This window comes from Achromobacter sp. UBA4530 (assembly GCF_002388205.1).
Taxonomy (GTDB): domain Bacteria; phylum Pseudomonadota; class Gammaproteobacteria; order Burkholderiales; family Burkholderiaceae_B; genus Achromobacter; species Achromobacter animicus.
On record NZ_DGMA01000010.1, the window covers coordinates 50438 to 68263 of the forward strand.

A 17826-nucleotide genomic window follows, 5' to 3' on the forward strand; every position below is an offset into this window, starting at 1 on the left:
CCCCGTCGTCATCGTCGTTGTCGCCTGCGGCGACTGCCTTCCGATTCCCTCGGGCGCATCTACACGCCCCGCGCGCCCCAGACCGCCGCCACGCCGGGCTGGGGCGGTTTCAGCTCGTCGGACGGCGGGGGGGATTGAGTTCTTGAGGTTCTTGGCTGCGGTTGCACGGGCATGAAGCGTCTTGCGGGGCCCGCCCCACGTCGGCCGCGCGGGCGGCCTGGTGGGGCTTACGCAGCGTCTCGCGTCCACGGGCCTGCGCTGCGCGCTTGCGGCGCGCCGAGGGCTGATTCCGGTGTCGGACGCCTATCGCAGGCACGTAGGACAGATTCCGGTGTCAGACACCACCACAAGCGCTTAAGACAGATTCGGGCGTCATACACCGCAATCCGGGATCAGTTGCCCGCGCGTCGCGTCTCTTTCGGCAGTTCCCCGAACCGTTCCCGGTAATACTCCGAGAACCTCCCCAGATGCCCAAACCCCACGCTCAGCGCCACCTCCGTGACGCTCGCATCCGGCTGCGCCTTCAGCCGGCTCCTCGCCGCATCCAGCCTGAATGCGCGTAGCGCATTCATTGGCGTCGTATTCCGGTGTTCCTGAAAAAGCCGGGTCAGCGCGGTGGCACTGGCACCAGCGTGGCGCGCGATGGTGTTCAGCGTCAGAGGAGCCCCCAGGCGTTCTCGCATGAAGGCCTCGGCGACGCTCAAGCGGCGCGGGACCGTGTTGGGCTGGCCCGCGTGGTTTTGCCAAGTATTGGGCTGGTTGTAGAGCAGGTGCAAAACCAGCGTGTCTTCCAGGTGCTCCAGCCACGCCGCGGGCGGGCGGCGGGCGCCGTCGTCCAAGGTGGGCAGCAAGTGGATCAGGCTGGCCATCATGCTGCGCCAGGCGGCGCCGATGGGCGTGTCCAGGCGCAGGGCGGGGCTGAAGTCCAGGGGGCGGGTGGCGGCTTCGCCGAAGGCGCGTTGGCCCATGGCTTCCAGTTTGCCTCTTGGGATCTTTAGCAGCAGTTGTTCGCAGCCGGCTTCCCAGTGCAGCCGAAGGCGGCGGTTGGGGGCGATGACGGCGGCGCAGTCGGGGTCGGCGTTGACGCCTTCGTCGCCGCATTCGATGCGGGCGCGGCCGCGTAGGGGGACCTGCACCAGCATGAAGTCCTGGAGGCGGTCGGGTTCGATGTGGACTTCGGCGCCGTAGCGCAACGTACAGACGGTGAGGGAGCCGAAGCGGCCGCGGTTCAGTTCGGCGTCGACGCGGCCGCCTTTCCAGGTGAGGCGGTGGTCCTTGAGGGCTTCGGACACGCGGGCGCGGGTCTCATCCTGTTGCGTGGAGCTGAAGACGCGCCGTTTCAGCAAGGGCGCCAGCTCTAGTCGGGACCAGCCGTGCATGGAAGCCTCCGGGACGGGACCGATCCCGTATCTGCGGGCAGCGTAATGGAATCGCGCGTCATTGGGAATTAAGTGAATCCCGGATAAGCCTGGCGGAATTCGGATAGAGCGGGGGTGGACGCGGGCCTAATCTTGCCGGGAGGCGCGTGCACGGTGGGCGGGCCTGTTGGAATGGAGGCGCCGCGGCGCGTAAGCTGGGCGACTTGGATCGGCGGCATGCGTGTACCGACGGCAGACGGGTTCTGTCAGCTTTCCGCCAGCGTGACTGGCGGCGAATACGGGGTGGCACATGAATCGAAATGGATGGAGCCGGCGCGCGCTGGCGGCATTGGTTTGCATGGGCGCTGCGGTGGGCGCGCCGGGTGTGGCGTCGGCGGCCGACAAGGTGAAGGTGGGGCTGCTGACGACGTTGTCGGGGCCGGGCGCGGCGCTGGGCAACGAGATCCGGGACGGCTTCAATCTGGCGCTGCAGCATACGGGCGGCAAGCTGGGCGGGTTGGCGGCGGAAGTGGTGGTGGCCGATGACCAGCAGAAGGCGGATACCGGGCGTCAGGCGGTGGAACGTCTACTTAAGCGTGACCGTGTGAACGTGATGACGGGCATCGTGTTTTCGAATGTGCTGCTGCCGGTGATGCCGGCGATTCTGCAGTCGGACACGATTTATCTCAGCACCAATACGGGCCCGGAAAACTATGCGGGCGCGGGCTGTAATCCGAATTTCTTTGCGGTGGCCTGGCAGAACGAGGACATTCCGGCGGCGATGGGCAAGTACGCGGCCGATCAGGGGTACAAGCGCGTGGCGTTGATCGCGCCGGATTACCCGGGCGGGCGCGAGTCGCTGAACGGCTTCAAGCGTCTGTACAAGGGCGGCGTGGCCGAGGAGATCTACACGCAGCTCGGCCAGCTGGACTATGGCGTGGAGATTACGCAGCTGCGCGCGAGCAAGCCGGACGCGGTGTTTTTCTTTTTGCCGGGCGGGATGGGCGTGAATTTCATCAAGCAGTTCAACGGCGCGGGGCTGTCCAAGGACATCGCGCTGCTGGCGCCGGGATTTTCCGGGGATGAAGACACGATCGCGGCAGTGGGCGCGCCGATCAAGGGCCTGCGCAATACGGCGCAATGGGCGGCCGAACTCGACAACCCGGCCAACCGCAAGTTCGTCGAGGATTTCAAGAAGACCTACAACCGCAGCCCGTCGCTGTATGCGTCGCAGGGGTATGACGCGGCGATGCTGCTGGACAGCGCGGTGCGCCAGACGGGCGGCAAGCTGGATGCCGAGGCGCTGCGTCCGGCGTTGCGGCGTGCGGACTTCAAGTCGGTGCGTGGCGATTTCAAGTTCAACCGCAATCAGTACCCGGTGCAGAACTATTACCTGCGCGTGGTCGAGGCGGACGCCAGCGGCAAGCTGTCGAACAAGCTGTCGGGCACGGTGCTGACGCAATACCAGGATCCCTTCGCCGCCGCATGCCAGATGAAGTAGGCCGCCGCGGCTTTGCAAAACAGGAGATACGCATGACTGAACGCATTACGACGCGCGAGGTGACGATCGCCTCGCACGATGGCAAGTCCTTCGGCGCCTATCTGGCGGTGCCAGCCTCGGGCCGCGGCCCGGGCCTGGTGTTGTGCCAGGAGATTTTCGGCGTCAACGATTTCATGCGGCGCAGCGCGCAACTGCTGGCCGAGGAAGGCTATGTGGTGCTGGTGCCGGATCTGTTCTGGCGTCAGCAGCCGGGCATCCAGCTGACGGACGGGCCGGCGGACATGCCGCGCGCGTTCGAGCTGTACAAAGGCTTTGACGTGGATCTGGGCATCAAGGACATTGCGTCGACGCTGGCGGTGCTGCGCGAGCTGCCCGAACAGGAAGGCGGCGCTGGCGTGCTGGGCTATTGCCTGGGCGGCAAGCTGGCTTATCTGGCGGCGTGCCGCACGGACGCGGATGTGGCGGTGGGATATTACGGCGTGGGCATCGAGGACAGCCTTGAGGAAGCCGGCAATCTGCGTGGCCGCCTGGTGCTGCACATTGCCGAGCAGGACGGGTTCTGTCCGCCCGAGGCTCGCAAGCGCATCCTGGAAGCGCTGGGCGGCAAGCCGGGCGTGGAGCTGTACGTGTATCCCGGCGTGGACCATGCGTTCGCACGCACGGGCGGCGATCACTACGACAAGCCGTCGGCGTTGATGGCGCACCAGCGCAGCATGGCGGCGCTGCAGCGCACGATCGGGCCGGAGTTCGATTATTCGTATCTGTGGGACAAGCACTGCGAATATGAATTCGGCACGCGCGACGTGGCGGCGACGATGGCGACGATGGTGGCCGAGCCTTACGTCAACCACATCCCGACGATGACGGGCGGGGTGGGGCATAAGGAGCTGTCGCGCTTCTATCAGCATCATTTCGTGAACAGCAACCCGCCGGACACGCGGCTGGTGCCGCTGTCGCGCACGGTGGGCGCGACGCAGATCGTGGACGAGCTGCTGTTCTGCTTTACCCACACCACCGAGATCGACTGGATGCTGCCGGGCGTCGCGCCGACGGGCAAGTATGTGGAGATCCCGCTGGTGGCCATCGTGAAGTTCCGCGGCGACAAGCTTTATCACGAGCACATCTATTGGGATCAGGCGAGCGTGCTGGTGCAGGTGGGCCTGCTGGACCCGGCCGGCCTGCCCACCGCTGGCCGCGAGACGGCGGCCAAGCTGCTGGACGAAACCCTGCCTTCCAACACGCTGATGGCGCGCTGGAAGGACAGCGCGAACAAGTAGGGAGACGACATGCCATATACCGACGAACAACTGGCGGGGCTGGTGCGCGGCGACAGCGTGCACCGGGCCCTGTACACCGATCCGGCGATCTTCGACCTTGAGATGCAGCGCATCTACGGCCGCGCGTGGATCTACGTGGGCCACGAAAGCCAGGTGCCCAAGACGGGCGACTATCACACGACGCGCCTGGGTGATCAGGACGTGCTGATGGTGCGCGCGGCCGATGGGCGCGTGCACGTGCTGTACAACCGCTGCCCGCACAAGGGCGCGAAGGTGGTGGCCGACGGCGAAGGCTGTGCGGGCAAGTTTTTCCGTTGCCCGTACCACGCGTGGACGTTCAAGCTGGACGGCAGCCATCTGGGCGTGCCGCTCAAGCAAGGGCTGGAAGGCACGTCGTACGATCCCACGGATCCGTCGTTTTCGATGCGGCGGTTGCCGCGCGTCGAGAGCTACCGCGGCTTCGTGTTCGCGAGCCAATCCGCTGAAGGGCAGCCGCTTGTGGATTTTCTGGGCGGCGTGCGCTCGTCCATCGACAACCTGTGCGACCGTTCGCCGGTGGGCGAGGTGGAAGTCGCGGGCGGCATCTTCCGCGTGATGCAGCGGTCGAACTGGAAGGTGTTCTACGAGAACCTGCACGACACGATGCACGCGCGCGTGACGCATGAATCGTCGTATGCGGCGGCGCGCGACGAGGCCAAGGAAATGGGCGAGATGCCGCTCGAGCTGCACATCATGGATGGCAACGGCGAGCCCTACGAGTTCTGGGAGAAGCTGGAGCTGCGCGCCTACGACAACGGCCACGGCTACATGGAAGGCATCTTCAATCCGGGCGCCGCCGAACGCGATCCGGTGTCGCGCGCGCACTTCGAGTCGCTGACCGGCGCTTATGGCGAGCAGCGCGCTCGCGAGATCCTGGGGATGAACCGCCACAACACCGTGATCTACGGCAGCGGCTCGCCGCACACGGTGTTCCAGCAGTTCCGCGTGATCCGGCCGGTGGCGGTGGATCGCACCTTGATCGAGATCCAGACGTTTCGCTGCAAGGGCGCGCCGGAAGGCGTGTTCAAGCGCGCGATGCTGTACGCCAACGTCATCAATTCGCCGTCGTCCAACGTGATGCCGGACGATATCGAGCTCTACAACCGTTGCCAGGAAGGCAACGCGACGCGGGGCGGCGACTGGGTCAGCATGCACCGCTATCACGGCACGGACCGCGTCGAGCCCGACGGCATGGTGTCCGTGAACGGCACCAGCGAATTGCCCATGCGCAATCAGTTCCGCGCGTGGAAGGCTTACATGGAGGCGGGCGCCGGGACCGGCGCAGACGCCACGGCCAAGGGAGACGGCGCATGCTGCTAGATCTGGATTTCGACGTCGGCACCGCGAATCTTGCGCCGGCCGACGTGCCCGCCGACGCCTACCATCGCATCGCGCAGTTCCTGTACCGCGAGGCGCGGTTGCTGGACGAGCGGCGCTATGACGAGTGGCAGGCGTTGTGGACCGAGGACGGCATGTACTGGATGCCGCGCAAGCATGGTCAGGAAAGTCCGTACGACTTCATCTCAATCTTCTGGGAAGACCGCATGCTGCGCGACGTGCGCATCCGGCGCCTGGAGCATCCGCGCAACTGGTCGCAGCAACCGCCGACGCGCAGCGTGCGGCTGGTGGGCGGCGTGCAGGTCGAGGGTGTGGATGCGGCCGGCAACCTGGTGGTGCACTCGGTCTTTCAGATGACCGAATGGCGCAAGCGGCAGCCGCGCCAGCTTGCAGGCCGTTATACGCACAAGCTGGCCGCCGAGGGCGATGGCTGGCGCATCCGCATGAAGCGCGTGGACCTCGTGAACTGCGACGATGCGCACGATGCGTTCGAGGTGTTTGTGTGATGAACGCGGACGTGGCGGTGCTGGCGCTGCACTATCAGAACGATGTGCTGCATCCGGATGGCAAGATCCGCGTCGGGCTGGATGCCGACAGCGGGGCGCGCCAGCGCCTGCTGGACAACGCCGCGGCATTGCTAGAGGGCGCGCGGTCGCACGCGCTGCCCATCGTGCACGTGCGCATCGCGTTTCGTCCGGACTACGCGGACCTGCTGCCCAATTGCGAGATCTTCCGCAACGTGGCCACGATCGGCGCGGTGCCGGAAGGGCAGTGGGGCAGCGCGTTCTACGATGGCCTGCATCCGCTGGCGGGCAGCGCGCGCGAGTTCGTCGTCAAGCACACGCGCATCAGCGCGTTCTACGGCACGCCGCTTGAGGAAACCCTGCGGCTGCTGGGCGCGCGGCGGCTGGTGGTGGCGGGCGTGGCGACGCATTCGGTGGTTGAGGGCACGGTGCGCCATGCCGCGGATATCGGCTTCTCGGTGATGGTGGCCGAAGATGCCTGCGCGTCGGCCGATCCGGCGGTGCACGAGGCGTCGTTGGCCAGCATGCGGCTGATCGCGCAGACGGGCTCGGTGCACGACGCGGTACGCTGGGCCGCCGCGCCAAACTGACAAGGAATACACATGGATTTCTCAGGCTTTCCCGGCCTGGCGGGCAAGACCGCCATCGTCACCGGCAGTACGCAGGGCCTGGGCGCGGATATCGCGCGTGGCCTGGCGGCGGCGGGCGCCAACGTCGTGCTGGTCGGCCGCAACGCCGAGGCAGGCGATGCGCTGGCCAAGGCGTTGGGCGACCGCGCGCTGTTCTGCGAAACCGATATCGGTGAGGACGCCCAGATCCAGGCCTGCATCGACGCCGCGCTGGCGCGCTTTGGCCGGCTGGATTTCCTGGTCAACAACGCCTGCCAGTATGCGGACCGCGGGCTGGCATCGTCGCGTGAAGAATGGCATCGGACGCTGGACACGAACCTCGTGTCGGCGGCGATCTTCACGCAGCTGGCGGCTGCGCATCTGCCCCGCGGCGGCGTGGTCGTGAATCTGGGCAGCACGGGCGGCAAGTTCGGCGCGGCCGGACGCGCGCTGTATCCGGCATCCAAGGCGGCGCTGCTGCAGATCACGAAGAATTTCGCGGTGGAATTGGCGCCGGCCGGTGTGCGTGTGCTGGCCGTGTCGCCGGCGTGGACCTGGTCGCCGTCGGTGGAACAGCTGTCGGGCGGATCGCGCCAGGCAGCCGATGCGGTGGGCGCGCATTTTCATCCGCTGGGCCGCGTGGGTTCCGGCGAGGAGATCGCGGCTGCTGTGTGCTTTGCGTGCTCCGACGCGGCATCGTGGATGACGGGCGTCGACATTCCCGTGGACGGCGGCTTCTCGATCCTGGGCCCGGACCGCGGCATCTCGCCGCGCGTGTGGTTCAAGGAATTGATGCCGGACGACGGCGCCTGAGAGGGGCGCCTGAGAGGGTGTCAGACACCCGACTTAGTCCTAAGCCGGTCGGAGGGGAAAGCCGCAGGGGGGCAGCCCCCCGATTCGGTGCTATGTTCGTTCCGCACGAGGGCTGCGCGGCTGCCAACGCCCTCGCGCGCCCATCAGCGAATAACGATCTCGCCTTCTTCCAGGCCAGCCTTGCCGCCCACCTGGTCTTCCAGGAACTCCTGCATCTTGTTGCCCAGCTGAATCTTGGTGCCGCTACAGAACCGCCGCGTGGCGGCGATGGTGGCGTTCTGCTGGGGCAGCAGGTCGCGAGCCAGTTGCGCTTCCTCGGTTTCCAGCCCGGCCAGGTCGCCGATGAGCTTGGTGTGCGTGTTGCGCGCGCGTTCGACCACGTCGCCCGTGGCCCGTTGCGGGTTCGCCTGCAGGAACATCAGCAGTTGTTCCAGCTTGGCCTTTTCCTCGTTCATCTTCAGGCGCTTGCGCGTGAGCGCCGAGCGTTTGATGTCTGCGTGCGGGTCCAGGCCTGCCTGCACCAGCGTCGGAATGCCTGCGGGCGAGCCGATGGTGCCGGCGCGCACCGCCAGCAGCGCGCGGGTCTCGCCGCCCGTGATGGCGCTTTGCTGCGTGTTGGGCGGGCCGACGTTCACGCTGCCGCCGGCGGCGATGCTGCACTGGCGGATTTCACGTTCGACGTCGATGTCCTGGCCCGCGCTGATGACGGCGTTCTCGATGAACTTGGCCCGCAGCGTGCCGCCGCAGACGATGTGCGCGGTGCGCGGCGTTCCCGAGGCGTCGTGCACGGTTTCGGCCATGCCGATGATGCCGCCCTTGACGGTGACGCTGCCGCCGGCCTCGACCAGCGCGGCTTCGATGGTGCCGTTGACGACCACGTCACCGGTCACGCGCACTTCCATGGTGGCGGCGATGTCGCCGCGCACCTGCAGGGAGCCTTCGAAGTTGATGTTGCCGGTGGACAGGTTGACGGCGTCCACCTCCACCATGGGGTTGACCTGCACGCCGTGGGTGATGAGCGTCGGCGTGCCGGAAATGGCCGCGCGCAGCAGCAGCGGATCTACCGGATCGATCTCGACGCCGGACAGTTCCTTGGAAAACGGGGTGTCCGGCAACTCGTCGGGCAGCACGGGCTCGCCCAGCACGTTGGTGCCGTCCACGCCGGGCAGCGGCGGAAAGCGGCGCATGAGCGGCGTGCCGGGCGACACAAGCAGCAGGCTGCCGAGATCGCGGTAATCCACCTGCGCCAATTCGTCGATGTCCTCGGCGCGAGGCTTCAGGCGGTCGAGCAGGCTTTCAAAGCGGGTGGGCGTGCCGCGCGTGGGCGGCGTGCCCTGCGCGGCCAGGATGGTTTCTGCGCGTCCCAACGCCACGGCCTCGGCCAGCGCGCCGTCCAGCACGCCATGCACGATGCCCTGATCCGCCAGGGCCTGGCGCACCGCTTCCAGCGTGATGGGCTTGCCGCCCCTGGGCGGGTGCAGCGTCAGCGTTGCCGCCATGAGGGTGGCGTTCAGCTCGATGTCGAAGCTGCCGTCCACGACCTTGCCGACGGGGCTCTGGACGGGCTCGGTGGCCGTGCGGCACAGGTCGATGAAGGCGACGATGGCGTGATTGTCGAGCGCATCGGGGCCCCAGCCTTGCGCGGCCGCGGCGGCGACCAGCACGTCCCACGTCGGAAGGTCGGTGTTGACCGGCAGGGCGTCGGCTTCGTCGGCAACCGCAACGTCGGAATCCTCGTCGGCGGTCTGGGCATCGGTCTGGGAGGCGGACGGTGAACCAGCCGGTGCATCGGCTGGGTCGCCGCTTTCCGCGTTTACTGTGCCGGGTGCGCCGTCGGCGACGGCGGATTCGGGACGAGGTGGCGGCGTATACACCGCCGTCAGGACGTTGGTGTCGGCATCCAGTATCAACTGGAGCAAGTTTTCTGCGCCCATTTCACCCTCTCTCCGATTCCGGCACGAGCGGCCGGTTCAATCATTTGGTAATTGAACGAAATATTACGTCATATTCTTTGCCGGGACGATCTTTACCGGCGGTAACAGCCAAAATTTATCGGCCGCATGGCCTAGTCGCGTCCCCGATTTTCCCTGGGAAACGTGCGCGCCATCGCGATCTAGATCATCGGCAGGAAAGACAGGACCGGGATGGCGCAAGCAGCATAAGGGCTCGCCAACGCGTCTCAGGACGCCGCCGGAGCCCCGTCCCATGTCCCAACCACCTTCCTCCATTCTTTCGGCCACGCGCGCCATCCTGGCGCGCGCCGGCGGGATGGCGGCGCTGGCGACGGGTGCTCTGGCGCTGGCGGCCGCCGCGCCCGTGCAGGCCGCCGACACCTACCGCTACAAAGATCCGTTCGGCGTCTGGCGCACGATGAAGGTGCCAACCGGCACCGGTAAATACTACAAGCGCGCGCAAGCAAGAACCGCGCTGCGCGGCGGCGCCGAGAAATTGTGCCTGACCTGTGAGCCGGAAGCCGGTGATGGCGCCCGCCGCGTCACACGCGCGCCCGCCGAACCGGCGTTGCGCTGGAGCACCGTCAAACCCACGACCAAGCACGACAATCTGATCGCCCGCGCTGCATTGGATTCGGGAGTCGACCAGGCGTTGCTGACGGCCGTCATCGCCATCGAATCGGGCTTTCGCAGCGATGCCCGCTCGCCCAAGGGTGCGCTGGGCCTGATGCAATTGATGCCGGCCACGGCGGCGCCGTTGCTGTCGGTGGATGACGTGGAACGCGCGCTTGTGGATCCCGCGACCAATGTGCAGGCCGGATCGCGCCACCTGCGCCGGCTGATCGACCGGTATCCGGGCCGCCTGGATCTTGCGCTGGCCGCGTACAACGCGGGCGAGGGCGCGGTGCGCAAGTACGACGCAGTGCCGCCGTACGCGGAAACCCAGGCCTATGTGAAGAATGTGACGGCGCTGTACGAGCAGTACAAGGCGCCGTGACGCAAGCGGGCGCGAAGCCCGCTCGGTCAACCGCTTAAAGCCCTGCGAAGACCTTGTCCGCGATATCCAGCGTGGCCTGGATGACGGTGTCGTCGTGCGTGGCCGACACGAAGCCTGCTTCGAACGCGGACGGCGCGAAGTGCACGCCGTTGTCCAGCATGGCATGGAAGAAGCGGTTGAATGCCGCCGTGTCGCAGGCCGAGACCTGCGCGAACGAGGCCGGGATGCTGTCGCTGAAGTAGATGCCGAACATGCCGCCCACCGAGTCCGCCGAGAAGGGCAGGCCGGCCTTGCGCGCGCGTTGCTGCAAGCCTTGCGCCAGCTTGGCGGTCTGCGCCGACAGATTCTCGTAGAAGCCCGGCGCGCCGATCAGTCGCAGCGTGGCCAGACCCGCTGCCACGGCCACCGGATTGCCGGACAGCGTGCCGGCCTGGTAGACGCCGCCCAGCGGGGCGATGTGCTTCATGACTTCGGCGCTGCCGCCGAAGGCGCCCACCGGCATGCCGCCGCCGATCACCTTGGCCAGCGTGGTGATGTCGGGCTTGACGCCCGTCAGGCCCTGCACGCCTTGCGGTCCCACGCGAAAGCCCGTCATGACTTCGTCGAAGATCAGCAGCGCGCCGTGTTGCGTGCAGACCTCGCGCAGGCCTTCCAGGAAGCCGGGCGCGGGCTTGATGAGGTTCATGTTGCCGGCGACCGGCTCCACGATGATGCAGGCGATGTCGGCGCCGTGCTGCGCAAAGGCTTCGCGCACGGCATCCAGGTTGTTGTATTCCAGGGTCAGCGTGTGCGAGACGAACTCAGGCGGCACGCCGGCCGAGCTGGGATTGCCGAAGGTCAACAGTCCCGAGCCGGCCTTGACCAGCAGGCTGTCCGAATGGCCGTGATAGCAGCCTTCGAACTTCACGATCTTGGCGCGGCCGGTGGCGCCACGTGCCAGACGGATCGCCGTCATGGTGGCTTCGGTGCCCGAGCTGACCAGTCGCACCTGTTCCAGCGACGGCAGGCGCGAGATCAGCACTTCGGCCAGCTCGATTTCCGCTTCAGTCGGCGCGCCGAACGACAGGCCGTTGACGGCCGCTTCCTGCACCGCGCGCACCACTTCCGGGTGCGAGTGGCCCAGAATGGCCGGGCCCCACGAACCGACGTAGTCGATGTACTGCTTGTCTTCCGCATCCCACACGTACGGGCCTTGCGCGCGCTTGATAAAGCGCGGCGTGCCGCCCACAGAGCGGAAAGCGCGAACGGGCGAGTTGACGCCGCCGGGAATGCTGCGGCAGGCGCGGTCGAAAAGCTGAGCGTTACTGGACATGGCGATCAAGGCTTACGGTTGGAGTTGGCGGAATAGGGCGCGGAGCAGGCCACGGCGGCGGCCCGGACGCTGGGCGCCTCGAACAGCGCCGTGATGACGGCAATGGCGTCGGCGCCGGCCTGGGCCACGAGCGGCGCATTGGCGGGCGTGATGCCCCCGATGGCGACCACGGCGGGCCGGGGCGCGTCGCGCTCGTCGGCAAGGCGGCGGGCTTCGGTCAGGATGGATAGCGGCGCGCGCACCGTGTCGGGTTTGACGGTGGACGCGAACATGGCGCCGAACGCAATGTAATCGGCGCCCGCGTCGAGCAATTCACGTGCCCGCGTCAGGTCGTCGTAGCTGGAGCCGCCCAGGATCAAATCGGGGCCGGCTTCGCGGCGGATGTGCGCCAGGCTTTCGTCGTCGCGCCCCACGTGCGCGCCGTCCGCGCCGACGTCCAGCGCCAGGCGCCAGTCGTCATTGATGAGAAACACCACACCCAGTTCGCGGCACAGCGGCGCCAGGGCGCGGGCCTGCGCGGCGCGCACGGCATCAGGCACGTTCTTGCGGCGCAATTGCAGCGACCGCATGCCGCCCGCAGCCGCGTCACGCACAGCCTTCAGCAGGCGGTCGGTGTCGTCCCATTCAGGCGTCACGCCATACAGGCCGGTGGGAAAACGCAGCGATTTCATTGGGGCAGGATCCGGTTGGGAATGCGCCGGCCCATGCCCGGCAGGAAGCTGGCGGCCACGGCGGCGTCGGCGTGGACCAGACCCTGGCGCACGGCCTCCGGCATTTCCAGGCCCTGCGCCAGCATGGCGGTGATTGCGGTGGCGGCCAGGCCGCCGGCATCGCCGTTGCGGTCGGGGGGCGCCTGCCAGGGCCACGTATGGGTCTGGCCGCCGGGTCCGAGCAGTACGTTGGCGAAGTGGCCGGGGCGCTGGGGGCTGCCCAGCACCAGGACCCACGCCGCGCCGGCCGCCACGAGGGCGTGCATGGGAGTAGGTGCGTCCCCGATATCAATGTCGCCGTCGGCGTGCCAATGGGCGAGGCGCAGGTGTTCAATGACCAGCAGGTCGGTCTGCGGCAGCACCAGTTCGAGGGTCGCGGCCAGCAGGTCGTCGGCTTCGTCCTCGTCGGCGGCATTGGCGGGCACCTGCGCGCGCTGGCCCAGGTGCAGCACCAGCGGGACCTGGCTGTAGTCGGCGGCAACCTGCGCCGCCACGCTTGCCGTTTCCGCGGTGTATAGTCCGCCCACCTTGATGGCCTGAACCGACATGTCTTCGAGCAGGCAACGCGCCTGGTCGTCCAGCAGATCGGGGGAAACGGGGTGGATTTCTTCGATGCCGGCAGTGTCCTGCACGGTCAGCGCGGTCACGGCCGCCAGGCCATGACAGCCCAGACGGGCGCAGGTGACGGCATCCGCGGGCAAACCGTCTGATCCCGAGGGATCGAGCGGGCCGAAGACCAAAACGAGAGGGGGAGTAACGGGGGCCACGTGACAGTGCTTGATTGAGGGCGCCCCGGCTCATTTGGCATGAATCAGGGGAACCCCTATTGGGTTTCGGTAAGATTGTCCCCATTCTAATGGAAGCCCCTCACCTTTGCCCCACCGCGGGGACGCCGGTGGGGTTTTGATGTAAGAGAGAACTATGCGTACTTGGATGTGTCTGATTTGCGGCTGGGTCTATGACGAAGAGGCCGGCCTGCCCGACGAAGGCATTGCACCCGGCACCCGCTGGGAAGACGTGCCGCCAAACTGGGTCTGTCCCGAATGCGGCGCCCGCAAAGAGGACTTCGAACTGATGGAAATCTGAAACCGTCACGCCGACAACTTCCGCCAGGGCTCGTAAGATGGGGCATACCCCATTCTTCGTAACCGCCGGACTGCCGCCAGGCATGACGTTTGCGTCTGCGCAATCACTCCCAACGGTTTTCTCAGACTACCCATGAAGGGGTTGCCATGACGGAAAAACACCACGAAAACGCCAGCACCGAGGCGGCCAACTTCGCCAACCAGTTCCTGATCGCCATGCCGGGCATGGTCGAAGGAAGCCTGGCGGGTTCCGTCATCTACGTGTGCGAACACACCGACCGCGGCGCGCTGGGACTGGTCATCAACCGTCCCACCGATCTCACGCTGGGCACGCTGTTCGAACGCATCGACCTGACGCTCGAGATCGGACCCGTCAAGGACACGTTCGTCTTCTTTGGCGGACCGGTCCAGACGGATCGCGGCTTTGTGCTGCACGCGCCCGCCGGCGACTACAGTTCCAGCATCAAGCTGGGCGACATGGCGCTGACCACCTCGCGCGATGTGTTGCAGGCGGTGGCCGATGGCAACGGGCCGGCACGCATGCTGGTCACGCTGGGCTACGCCGGCTGGGGCGCAGGCCAGCTCGAAAGCGAAATGGGCCAGAACGCCTGGCTGAGCGTGAGCGCGGACGCGCACATCATCTTCGACGTGCCGCCCGAGGAACGCTACCCCGCCGCGCTCAAGCTGCTGGGCATCGACCCGGTCATGCTGGCGGGCGACGCTGGCCATGCCTGAAGAAACCCTGCTTGCCTTCGATTTTGGCGAAAAGAAGATCGGCATTGCCATCGGCAACACGCTGACGCGGCAGGCGCGTCCGCTCGAAATCATCTTCAGTGAAGTCCGCGACGCGCGCTTCGGCCGCATCGCGGCACTGCTGCAGGAATGGCAGCCGCACCGCGTCGTCGTCGGTCTGGCGCTGGACGCCGAAGGCGGCGAACAACCCGCCACGGCACGCTGCCGCCGCTTTGCCAACCAACTGAATGGCCGTTTCGGCATCGCCGTGGAACTGGTGGACGAACGCGGCTCCAGCATGGAGGCGCAACGCCTGCTCGGCACACATGCCGCGGACGACGCGATGGCGGCGGCGGTTATCTTGCAACGCTATCTGGATGCCTTGCCCGCGGTCTGACGGCCGCGGCCTGTCTTGCCCATGCTCAATCCGCAACTCGACCGCCGCGGCGAACTCACGCATCTGCTGACTACCGAAGGGCTGCCGCGCCGGCACGTCGAGCGCCTGCTCGAGATGGCGCGCGCGCCGTCGGCGTCCGACGATTCGCCGCCGTCCATCGCGCCGGATATGCCGGTATTTCTGTGTCTGCCCGACACGGACACCGCGGCCCGCGACGCCTACGCCGCTGCCGCGGCCAGCCTGTCGATGCTGCCGGTGCCGCTGGAAGCGCAAGCCATTGAGGCGCTTGCGGAAACGGCCGCTGCGCTGGCGCCGGGTGTGCTGATCCTGCGCCACGGCCAGAGCGGCGCGGCCCATTGCGCCGCGGCCCATGCCGCGCCCGGCCTGCACGTGCTCAATGCGGGCGACGGCCGGCATGCCGATCCCGTCCCCGCGTTGGCGCTGGTACAGGCCATCATCGAGATCAAACCTGACCTCACCAGCCTCGTCGTGACGCTGGTGGGCGACATCCGCCATTCGGGTGTGGCGCGTTCCGTCATCCATTTGCTGACCACACTGGGCGTGCCCGAAGTGCGCGTCGCTGCGCCGCGCACGCTGCTGCCTGACGGCCTGGCCCAACTGGGTGTGCGCGCGTGCGCAACGCTGCAGGAAAGCCTGAGCGATGCGGACGTGGTGATCGCGCTGCCGCTGAATGTCGAAGAAATCAGCGGCGCGCAGCTTCCGTCGGCGCGCGAATATGCCTGCACCCACGGCATCACGCTCGCGGCGCTGGCGTTTGCCAAGCCGGATGTGCTGCTGCTGCCCGCGGGCGGGCTGGTGCCGGGCGTGGAAGTGGATGGCGACATCGCCGCCGCCCTCGAACCCGCCGAGGCACGCGTCGCGGCGCTTGAACAACCCCTGCGCACGGCGGTGCTGCGCGTGCTGGCCGGAGCGGCGCCATGAGACTGCACATAGCCTACGGCCGGCTGATCGATCCCGCAAACGGCGTGGATGGTCAGCACGATCTCTACATTGCCGCGGGCCGCATCGTCGCGGTGGGCGCGGCGCCCGACGCCTTCCAGGCGGATCGGCGTATTGATGCAACGGGCCTGGCCGTGTTGCCGGGCCTGATCGATCTGTCGGCGCGCGTGACGCAGCCGGGCAACGCGGGATTTGCGCCCGGCGAACTGCGCGCGGCCTTGGCCGGTGGCGTGACGCGCCTGGTGCTACCGCCCGATGCCGAAAATCCGCCGGACGAACCGACCAAGCTCGAGGCGCTGCTGCGCCACACGCAGGCGGGGCAGTGCGCAATCCACCCGCTGGGCGCGATGACCGTGGGCCTGGCCGGCGAAACACTGACCGAAATGGCGCTGTTGGCGCGGGCAGGCTGCATCGCGTTCGCACAGGGCGAGTCGCTCGTGGCGGACACGCGGGTGCTTTGGGGCGCGATGCGTTACGCAAGCGGTCTGGGCCAGACGCTATGGCTGCGTGCGCAAGACCCCTGGCTTGCACGGGGCGCCTCGGCCGCCAGCGGCGCGTACGCGGAACGCCTGGGCCTGGAAGGCATGCCGGCGCAGGCAGAGACGGTGGCGCTGCAGACGATCTTCGAATTGCAGCGCGCGACCGGCGCGCGCGTGCACCTGTCGCGCCTGTCAACAGCCGCCGGCGTGGAACTGTTGCGCGCGGCCCGCCGGGAAGGCCTGCCGGTCACGGCGGATGTGTCCGTGAACAACCTGCTGCTGACGGACGTGGACATCGGCTTCTTCGACACGAATCATCGCCTGTCGCCGCCGCTGCGCGGCCAGCGTGACCGCGACGCGCTTCAGTCGGCGCTGGCGGAGGGCGTGATCGACGCGCTTTGCTCGGATCACACGCCGGTGGACGCACGAGGCAAGGCCGCTCCGTTCGCGGCCGCCACACCGGGCGCAACCGGTCTTGAACTGCTGCTGTCGCTGGCTCTGAAGTGGGCGCGCGACAGCCGCCGTTCAGTCGGCGACGCGTTGGCACGCGTGACGTCGGGCCCGGCCGCCGTGCTGTCCGCCGTCGCGCCGCACCTGGGTCCATGCGGCCACCTGGGCGTGGACGCGCCGGCAGACCTGTGTCTGGCGGACCTGGACACCGAATGGATGGTGATGCCGGCAGCGCTGCAAAGCCGCAGCGCCCAGACACCTTTCGCAGGTATGATGCTGCCCGGTCGAGTACGAGCCACCGTGGTCGGTGGCCAACCGGCCTGGGAGACTCCAGTTTGAAGCTGCTGCGCTTTGTCCTACGGCTGAGCCTTGTCCTGCCCCTGATCATTTTCGGCCTGCTGAGCGTGGGCCTGGCCTACCCCCTGATGCGCCCCGCAGCCCGCGCCCGGCTGAACCGCCGGTGGTCACGCTGGCTGATGGCAGCCTGTGGCATCAAGGTCGTCCTCAAGGGCGAACCACGCCTGGAAGGACCGGTGCTGCTGGTGGCCAACCACGTGTCCTGGGTCGACATCTTCGTCCTGAACTCGGCCCGCGCGACGTCTTTCGTGGCCAAGAGCGAGATCCGCGCCTGGCCGGTGATCGGCTGGCTGGTCGCCGGCGCAGGCACGCTGTTCATTGAACGCGGCCAGCGCCACGCGGTGCACGCGATGGGCGAGTCGATGCAGGCGCGCTTCAAACAGGGCGACGCGGTCGGCCTGTTTCCGGAAGGCACGACGACCGAAGGCTTCGAGCTCCTCCCTTTCCACGCCAGCCTCTTCGAACCCGCCCGCGCGGCGGCGGTTGAAATCCAGCCCGTGGCGCTGCGGTTCATGCAGCACGGAAAACGCAGCGGATATGCGGCGTTTGTGGGCGAGGAGTCTTTGGTGGGTAACCTTTGGCGGGTGCTGGGTGTGACGGGATTATCCGTCGAAGTGGTGTTTCTGCCGCCGCTGGCTGCGCGTCATCCGGATGGGAGTTTGCCGACGCGGCTGGAACTGTCGCATCAGGCTCGGGATGCGATTGCTTCGGTGCTTTGATTTGCGTGATTTCTTGCGGGCTGTGAATTAGCACCGTAGGTGTTTGTACGTCGCTTGCTGTTGATGTGGCTTTGGTTCTTGATGTGTCCTGCACGGTGACAGCTTCGGGTTTAGAGGCGTCCGGGTGCGGTGGCGGATTCGGTTCTTGAGGCGTCCGGCACGGTGGCGTCCCGGGGCGCGCGGGGCCACGATTGCGGTCCGGAGCCTTCGCTCCGGAC

Annotated in this window: 18 protein-coding genes; 13 read left to right on the forward strand and 5 right to left on the reverse strand. The window is 67.2% G+C overall.

Translation table 11 applies throughout. The features are described from left to right. Positions 1-392: 392 nt before the first annotated feature. The gene (locus tag B2W22_RS11750) at positions 393-1379 is read right to left on the reverse strand and encodes an AraC family transcriptional regulator (protein WP_286937779.1); all 987 of its coding nucleotides are present in this window, start codon (positions 1377-1379) and stop codon (positions 393-395) included. A 289-nt stretch (positions 1380-1668) separates the two neighbouring features. On the opposite strand from B2W22_RS11750, the gene B2W22_RS11755 reads away from it, so the two are divergent. From B2W22_RS11755 to B2W22_RS11780, 6 genes are read left to right on the forward strand one after another with little or no spacing between them, the layout of a single operon-like run. Further along, the gene (locus B2W22_RS11755; RefSeq protein ID WP_175125931.1) at positions 1669-2859 is read left to right on the forward strand and encodes an ABC transporter substrate-binding protein; all 1191 of its coding nucleotides are present in this window, start codon (positions 1669-1671) and stop codon (positions 2857-2859) included. 32 nt (positions 2860-2891) lie between these two features. Then, positions 2892-4136 (forward strand): dienelactone hydrolase family protein, encoded by a 1245-nt coding sequence (locus B2W22_RS11760; RefSeq protein ID WP_175186012.1) that lies wholly within the window; start codon positions 2892-2894, stop codon positions 4134-4136. Positions 4137-4145: 9 nt separating this feature from the next. Further along, positions 4146-5495 (forward strand): aromatic ring-hydroxylating dioxygenase subunit alpha, encoded by a 1350-nt coding sequence (locus B2W22_RS11765; protein ID WP_286937782.1) that lies wholly within the window; start codon positions 4146-4148, stop codon positions 5493-5495. Beyond that, the gene (locus tag B2W22_RS11770; RefSeq protein WP_105237233.1) at positions 5486-6019 is read left to right on the forward strand and encodes an aromatic-ring-hydroxylating dioxygenase subunit beta; all 534 of its coding nucleotides are present in this window, start codon (positions 5486-5488) and stop codon (positions 6017-6019) included. The genes B2W22_RS11765 and B2W22_RS11770 overlap by 10 nt, the downstream gene beginning before the upstream one ends. After that, entirely contained in the window at positions 6019-6627 is a 609-nt protein-coding gene (locus B2W22_RS11775) for a cysteine hydrolase family protein (RefSeq protein ID WP_175139627.1), read from the forward strand. Before B2W22_RS11770 ends, B2W22_RS11775 begins: the two co-directional genes overlap by 1 nt. Positions 6628-6639: 12 nt before the next feature. Beyond that, positions 6640-7458, forward strand: coding sequence for an SDR family oxidoreductase (locus B2W22_RS11780; protein WP_286937785.1), 819 nt, complete (start codon positions 6640-6642; stop codon positions 7456-7458). 143 nt (positions 7459-7601) lie between these two features. Here B2W22_RS11780 and B2W22_RS11785 read toward each other — a convergent pair whose 3' ends face one another. After that, entirely contained in the window at positions 7602-9392 is a 1791-nt protein-coding gene (locus tag B2W22_RS11785) for a DUF342 domain-containing protein (protein WP_414631957.1), read from the reverse strand. Between the two features lie 271 nt (positions 9393-9663). Between B2W22_RS11785 and B2W22_RS11790 the strand changes: the two genes are divergently transcribed. After that, positions 9664-10407 (forward strand): lytic transglycosylase domain-containing protein, encoded by a 744-nt coding sequence (locus B2W22_RS11790; protein WP_175139624.1) that lies wholly within the window; start codon positions 9664-9666, stop codon positions 10405-10407. A gap of 34 nt (positions 10408-10441) precedes the next feature. Here the strand turns inward: B2W22_RS11790 and hemL are convergent, their stop codons facing one another. Genes hemL through B2W22_RS11805 form a run of 3 tightly spaced genes read right to left on the reverse strand, consistent with a single transcriptional unit; the run spans position 10442 to position 13211 of the window. Beyond that, positions 10442-11719 (reverse strand): glutamate-1-semialdehyde 2,1-aminomutase, encoded by a 1278-nt coding sequence (gene hemL, locus B2W22_RS11795; protein WP_286937789.1) that lies wholly within the window; start codon positions 11717-11719, stop codon positions 10442-10444. A 5-nt stretch (positions 11720-11724) separates the two neighbouring features. Continuing rightward, positions 11725-12390, reverse strand: a complete 666-nt coding sequence (gene thiE / locus B2W22_RS11800; RefSeq protein WP_286937791.1) for a thiamine phosphate synthase — start codon at positions 12388-12390, stop codon at positions 11725-11727. Next, positions 12387-13211, reverse strand: coding sequence for a hydroxymethylpyrimidine/phosphomethylpyrimidine kinase (locus tag B2W22_RS11805; protein ID WP_349679455.1), 825 nt, complete (start codon positions 13209-13211; stop codon positions 12387-12389). Before B2W22_RS11805 ends, thiE begins: the two co-directional genes overlap by 4 nt. A 139-nt stretch (positions 13212-13350) precedes the next feature. Here B2W22_RS11805 and B2W22_RS11810 point away from each other — a divergent pair, with 139 nt between their 5' ends. The 6 genes from B2W22_RS11810 (at position 13351) to B2W22_RS11835 (ending at position 17608) form a co-directional block, all read left to right on the forward strand. After that, positions 13351-13515: a rubredoxin gene (locus B2W22_RS11810; protein ID WP_003814980.1), complete on the forward strand. Its 165-nt coding sequence runs from the start codon at positions 13351-13353 to the stop codon at positions 13513-13515. A gap of 146 nt (positions 13516-13661) precedes the next feature. Next, a complete protein-coding gene (locus B2W22_RS11815) occupies positions 13662-14249 on the forward strand; it encodes a YqgE/AlgH family protein (protein WP_175125921.1) in 588 nt (195 codons plus the stop codon). Further along, a complete protein-coding gene (ruvX, locus tag B2W22_RS11820) occupies positions 14242-14643 on the forward strand; it encodes a Holliday junction resolvase RuvX (RefSeq protein ID WP_175125920.1) in 402 nt (133 codons plus the stop codon). The genes B2W22_RS11815 and ruvX overlap by 8 nt, the downstream gene beginning before the upstream one ends. Before the next feature lie 21 nt (positions 14644-14664). Then, on the forward strand, positions 14665-15585 hold the full coding sequence (locus B2W22_RS11825) for an aspartate carbamoyltransferase (RefSeq protein ID WP_286937794.1): 921 nt from the start codon (positions 14665-14667) through the stop codon (positions 15583-15585). Continuing rightward, on the forward strand, positions 15582-16871 hold the full coding sequence (locus B2W22_RS11830) for a dihydroorotase (RefSeq protein WP_286937796.1): 1290 nt from the start codon (positions 15582-15584) through the stop codon (positions 16869-16871). The genes B2W22_RS11825 and B2W22_RS11830 overlap by 4 nt, the downstream gene beginning before the upstream one ends. Beyond that, positions 16868-17608 carry a lysophospholipid acyltransferase family protein gene (locus tag B2W22_RS11835; RefSeq protein WP_286937798.1) on the forward strand — a complete coding sequence of 247 codons (741 nt, stop codon included), beginning with the start codon at positions 16868-16870 and terminating at the stop codon, positions 17606-17608. Before B2W22_RS11830 ends, B2W22_RS11835 begins: the two co-directional genes overlap by 4 nt. Positions 17609-17826 lie beyond the last annotated feature (218 nt).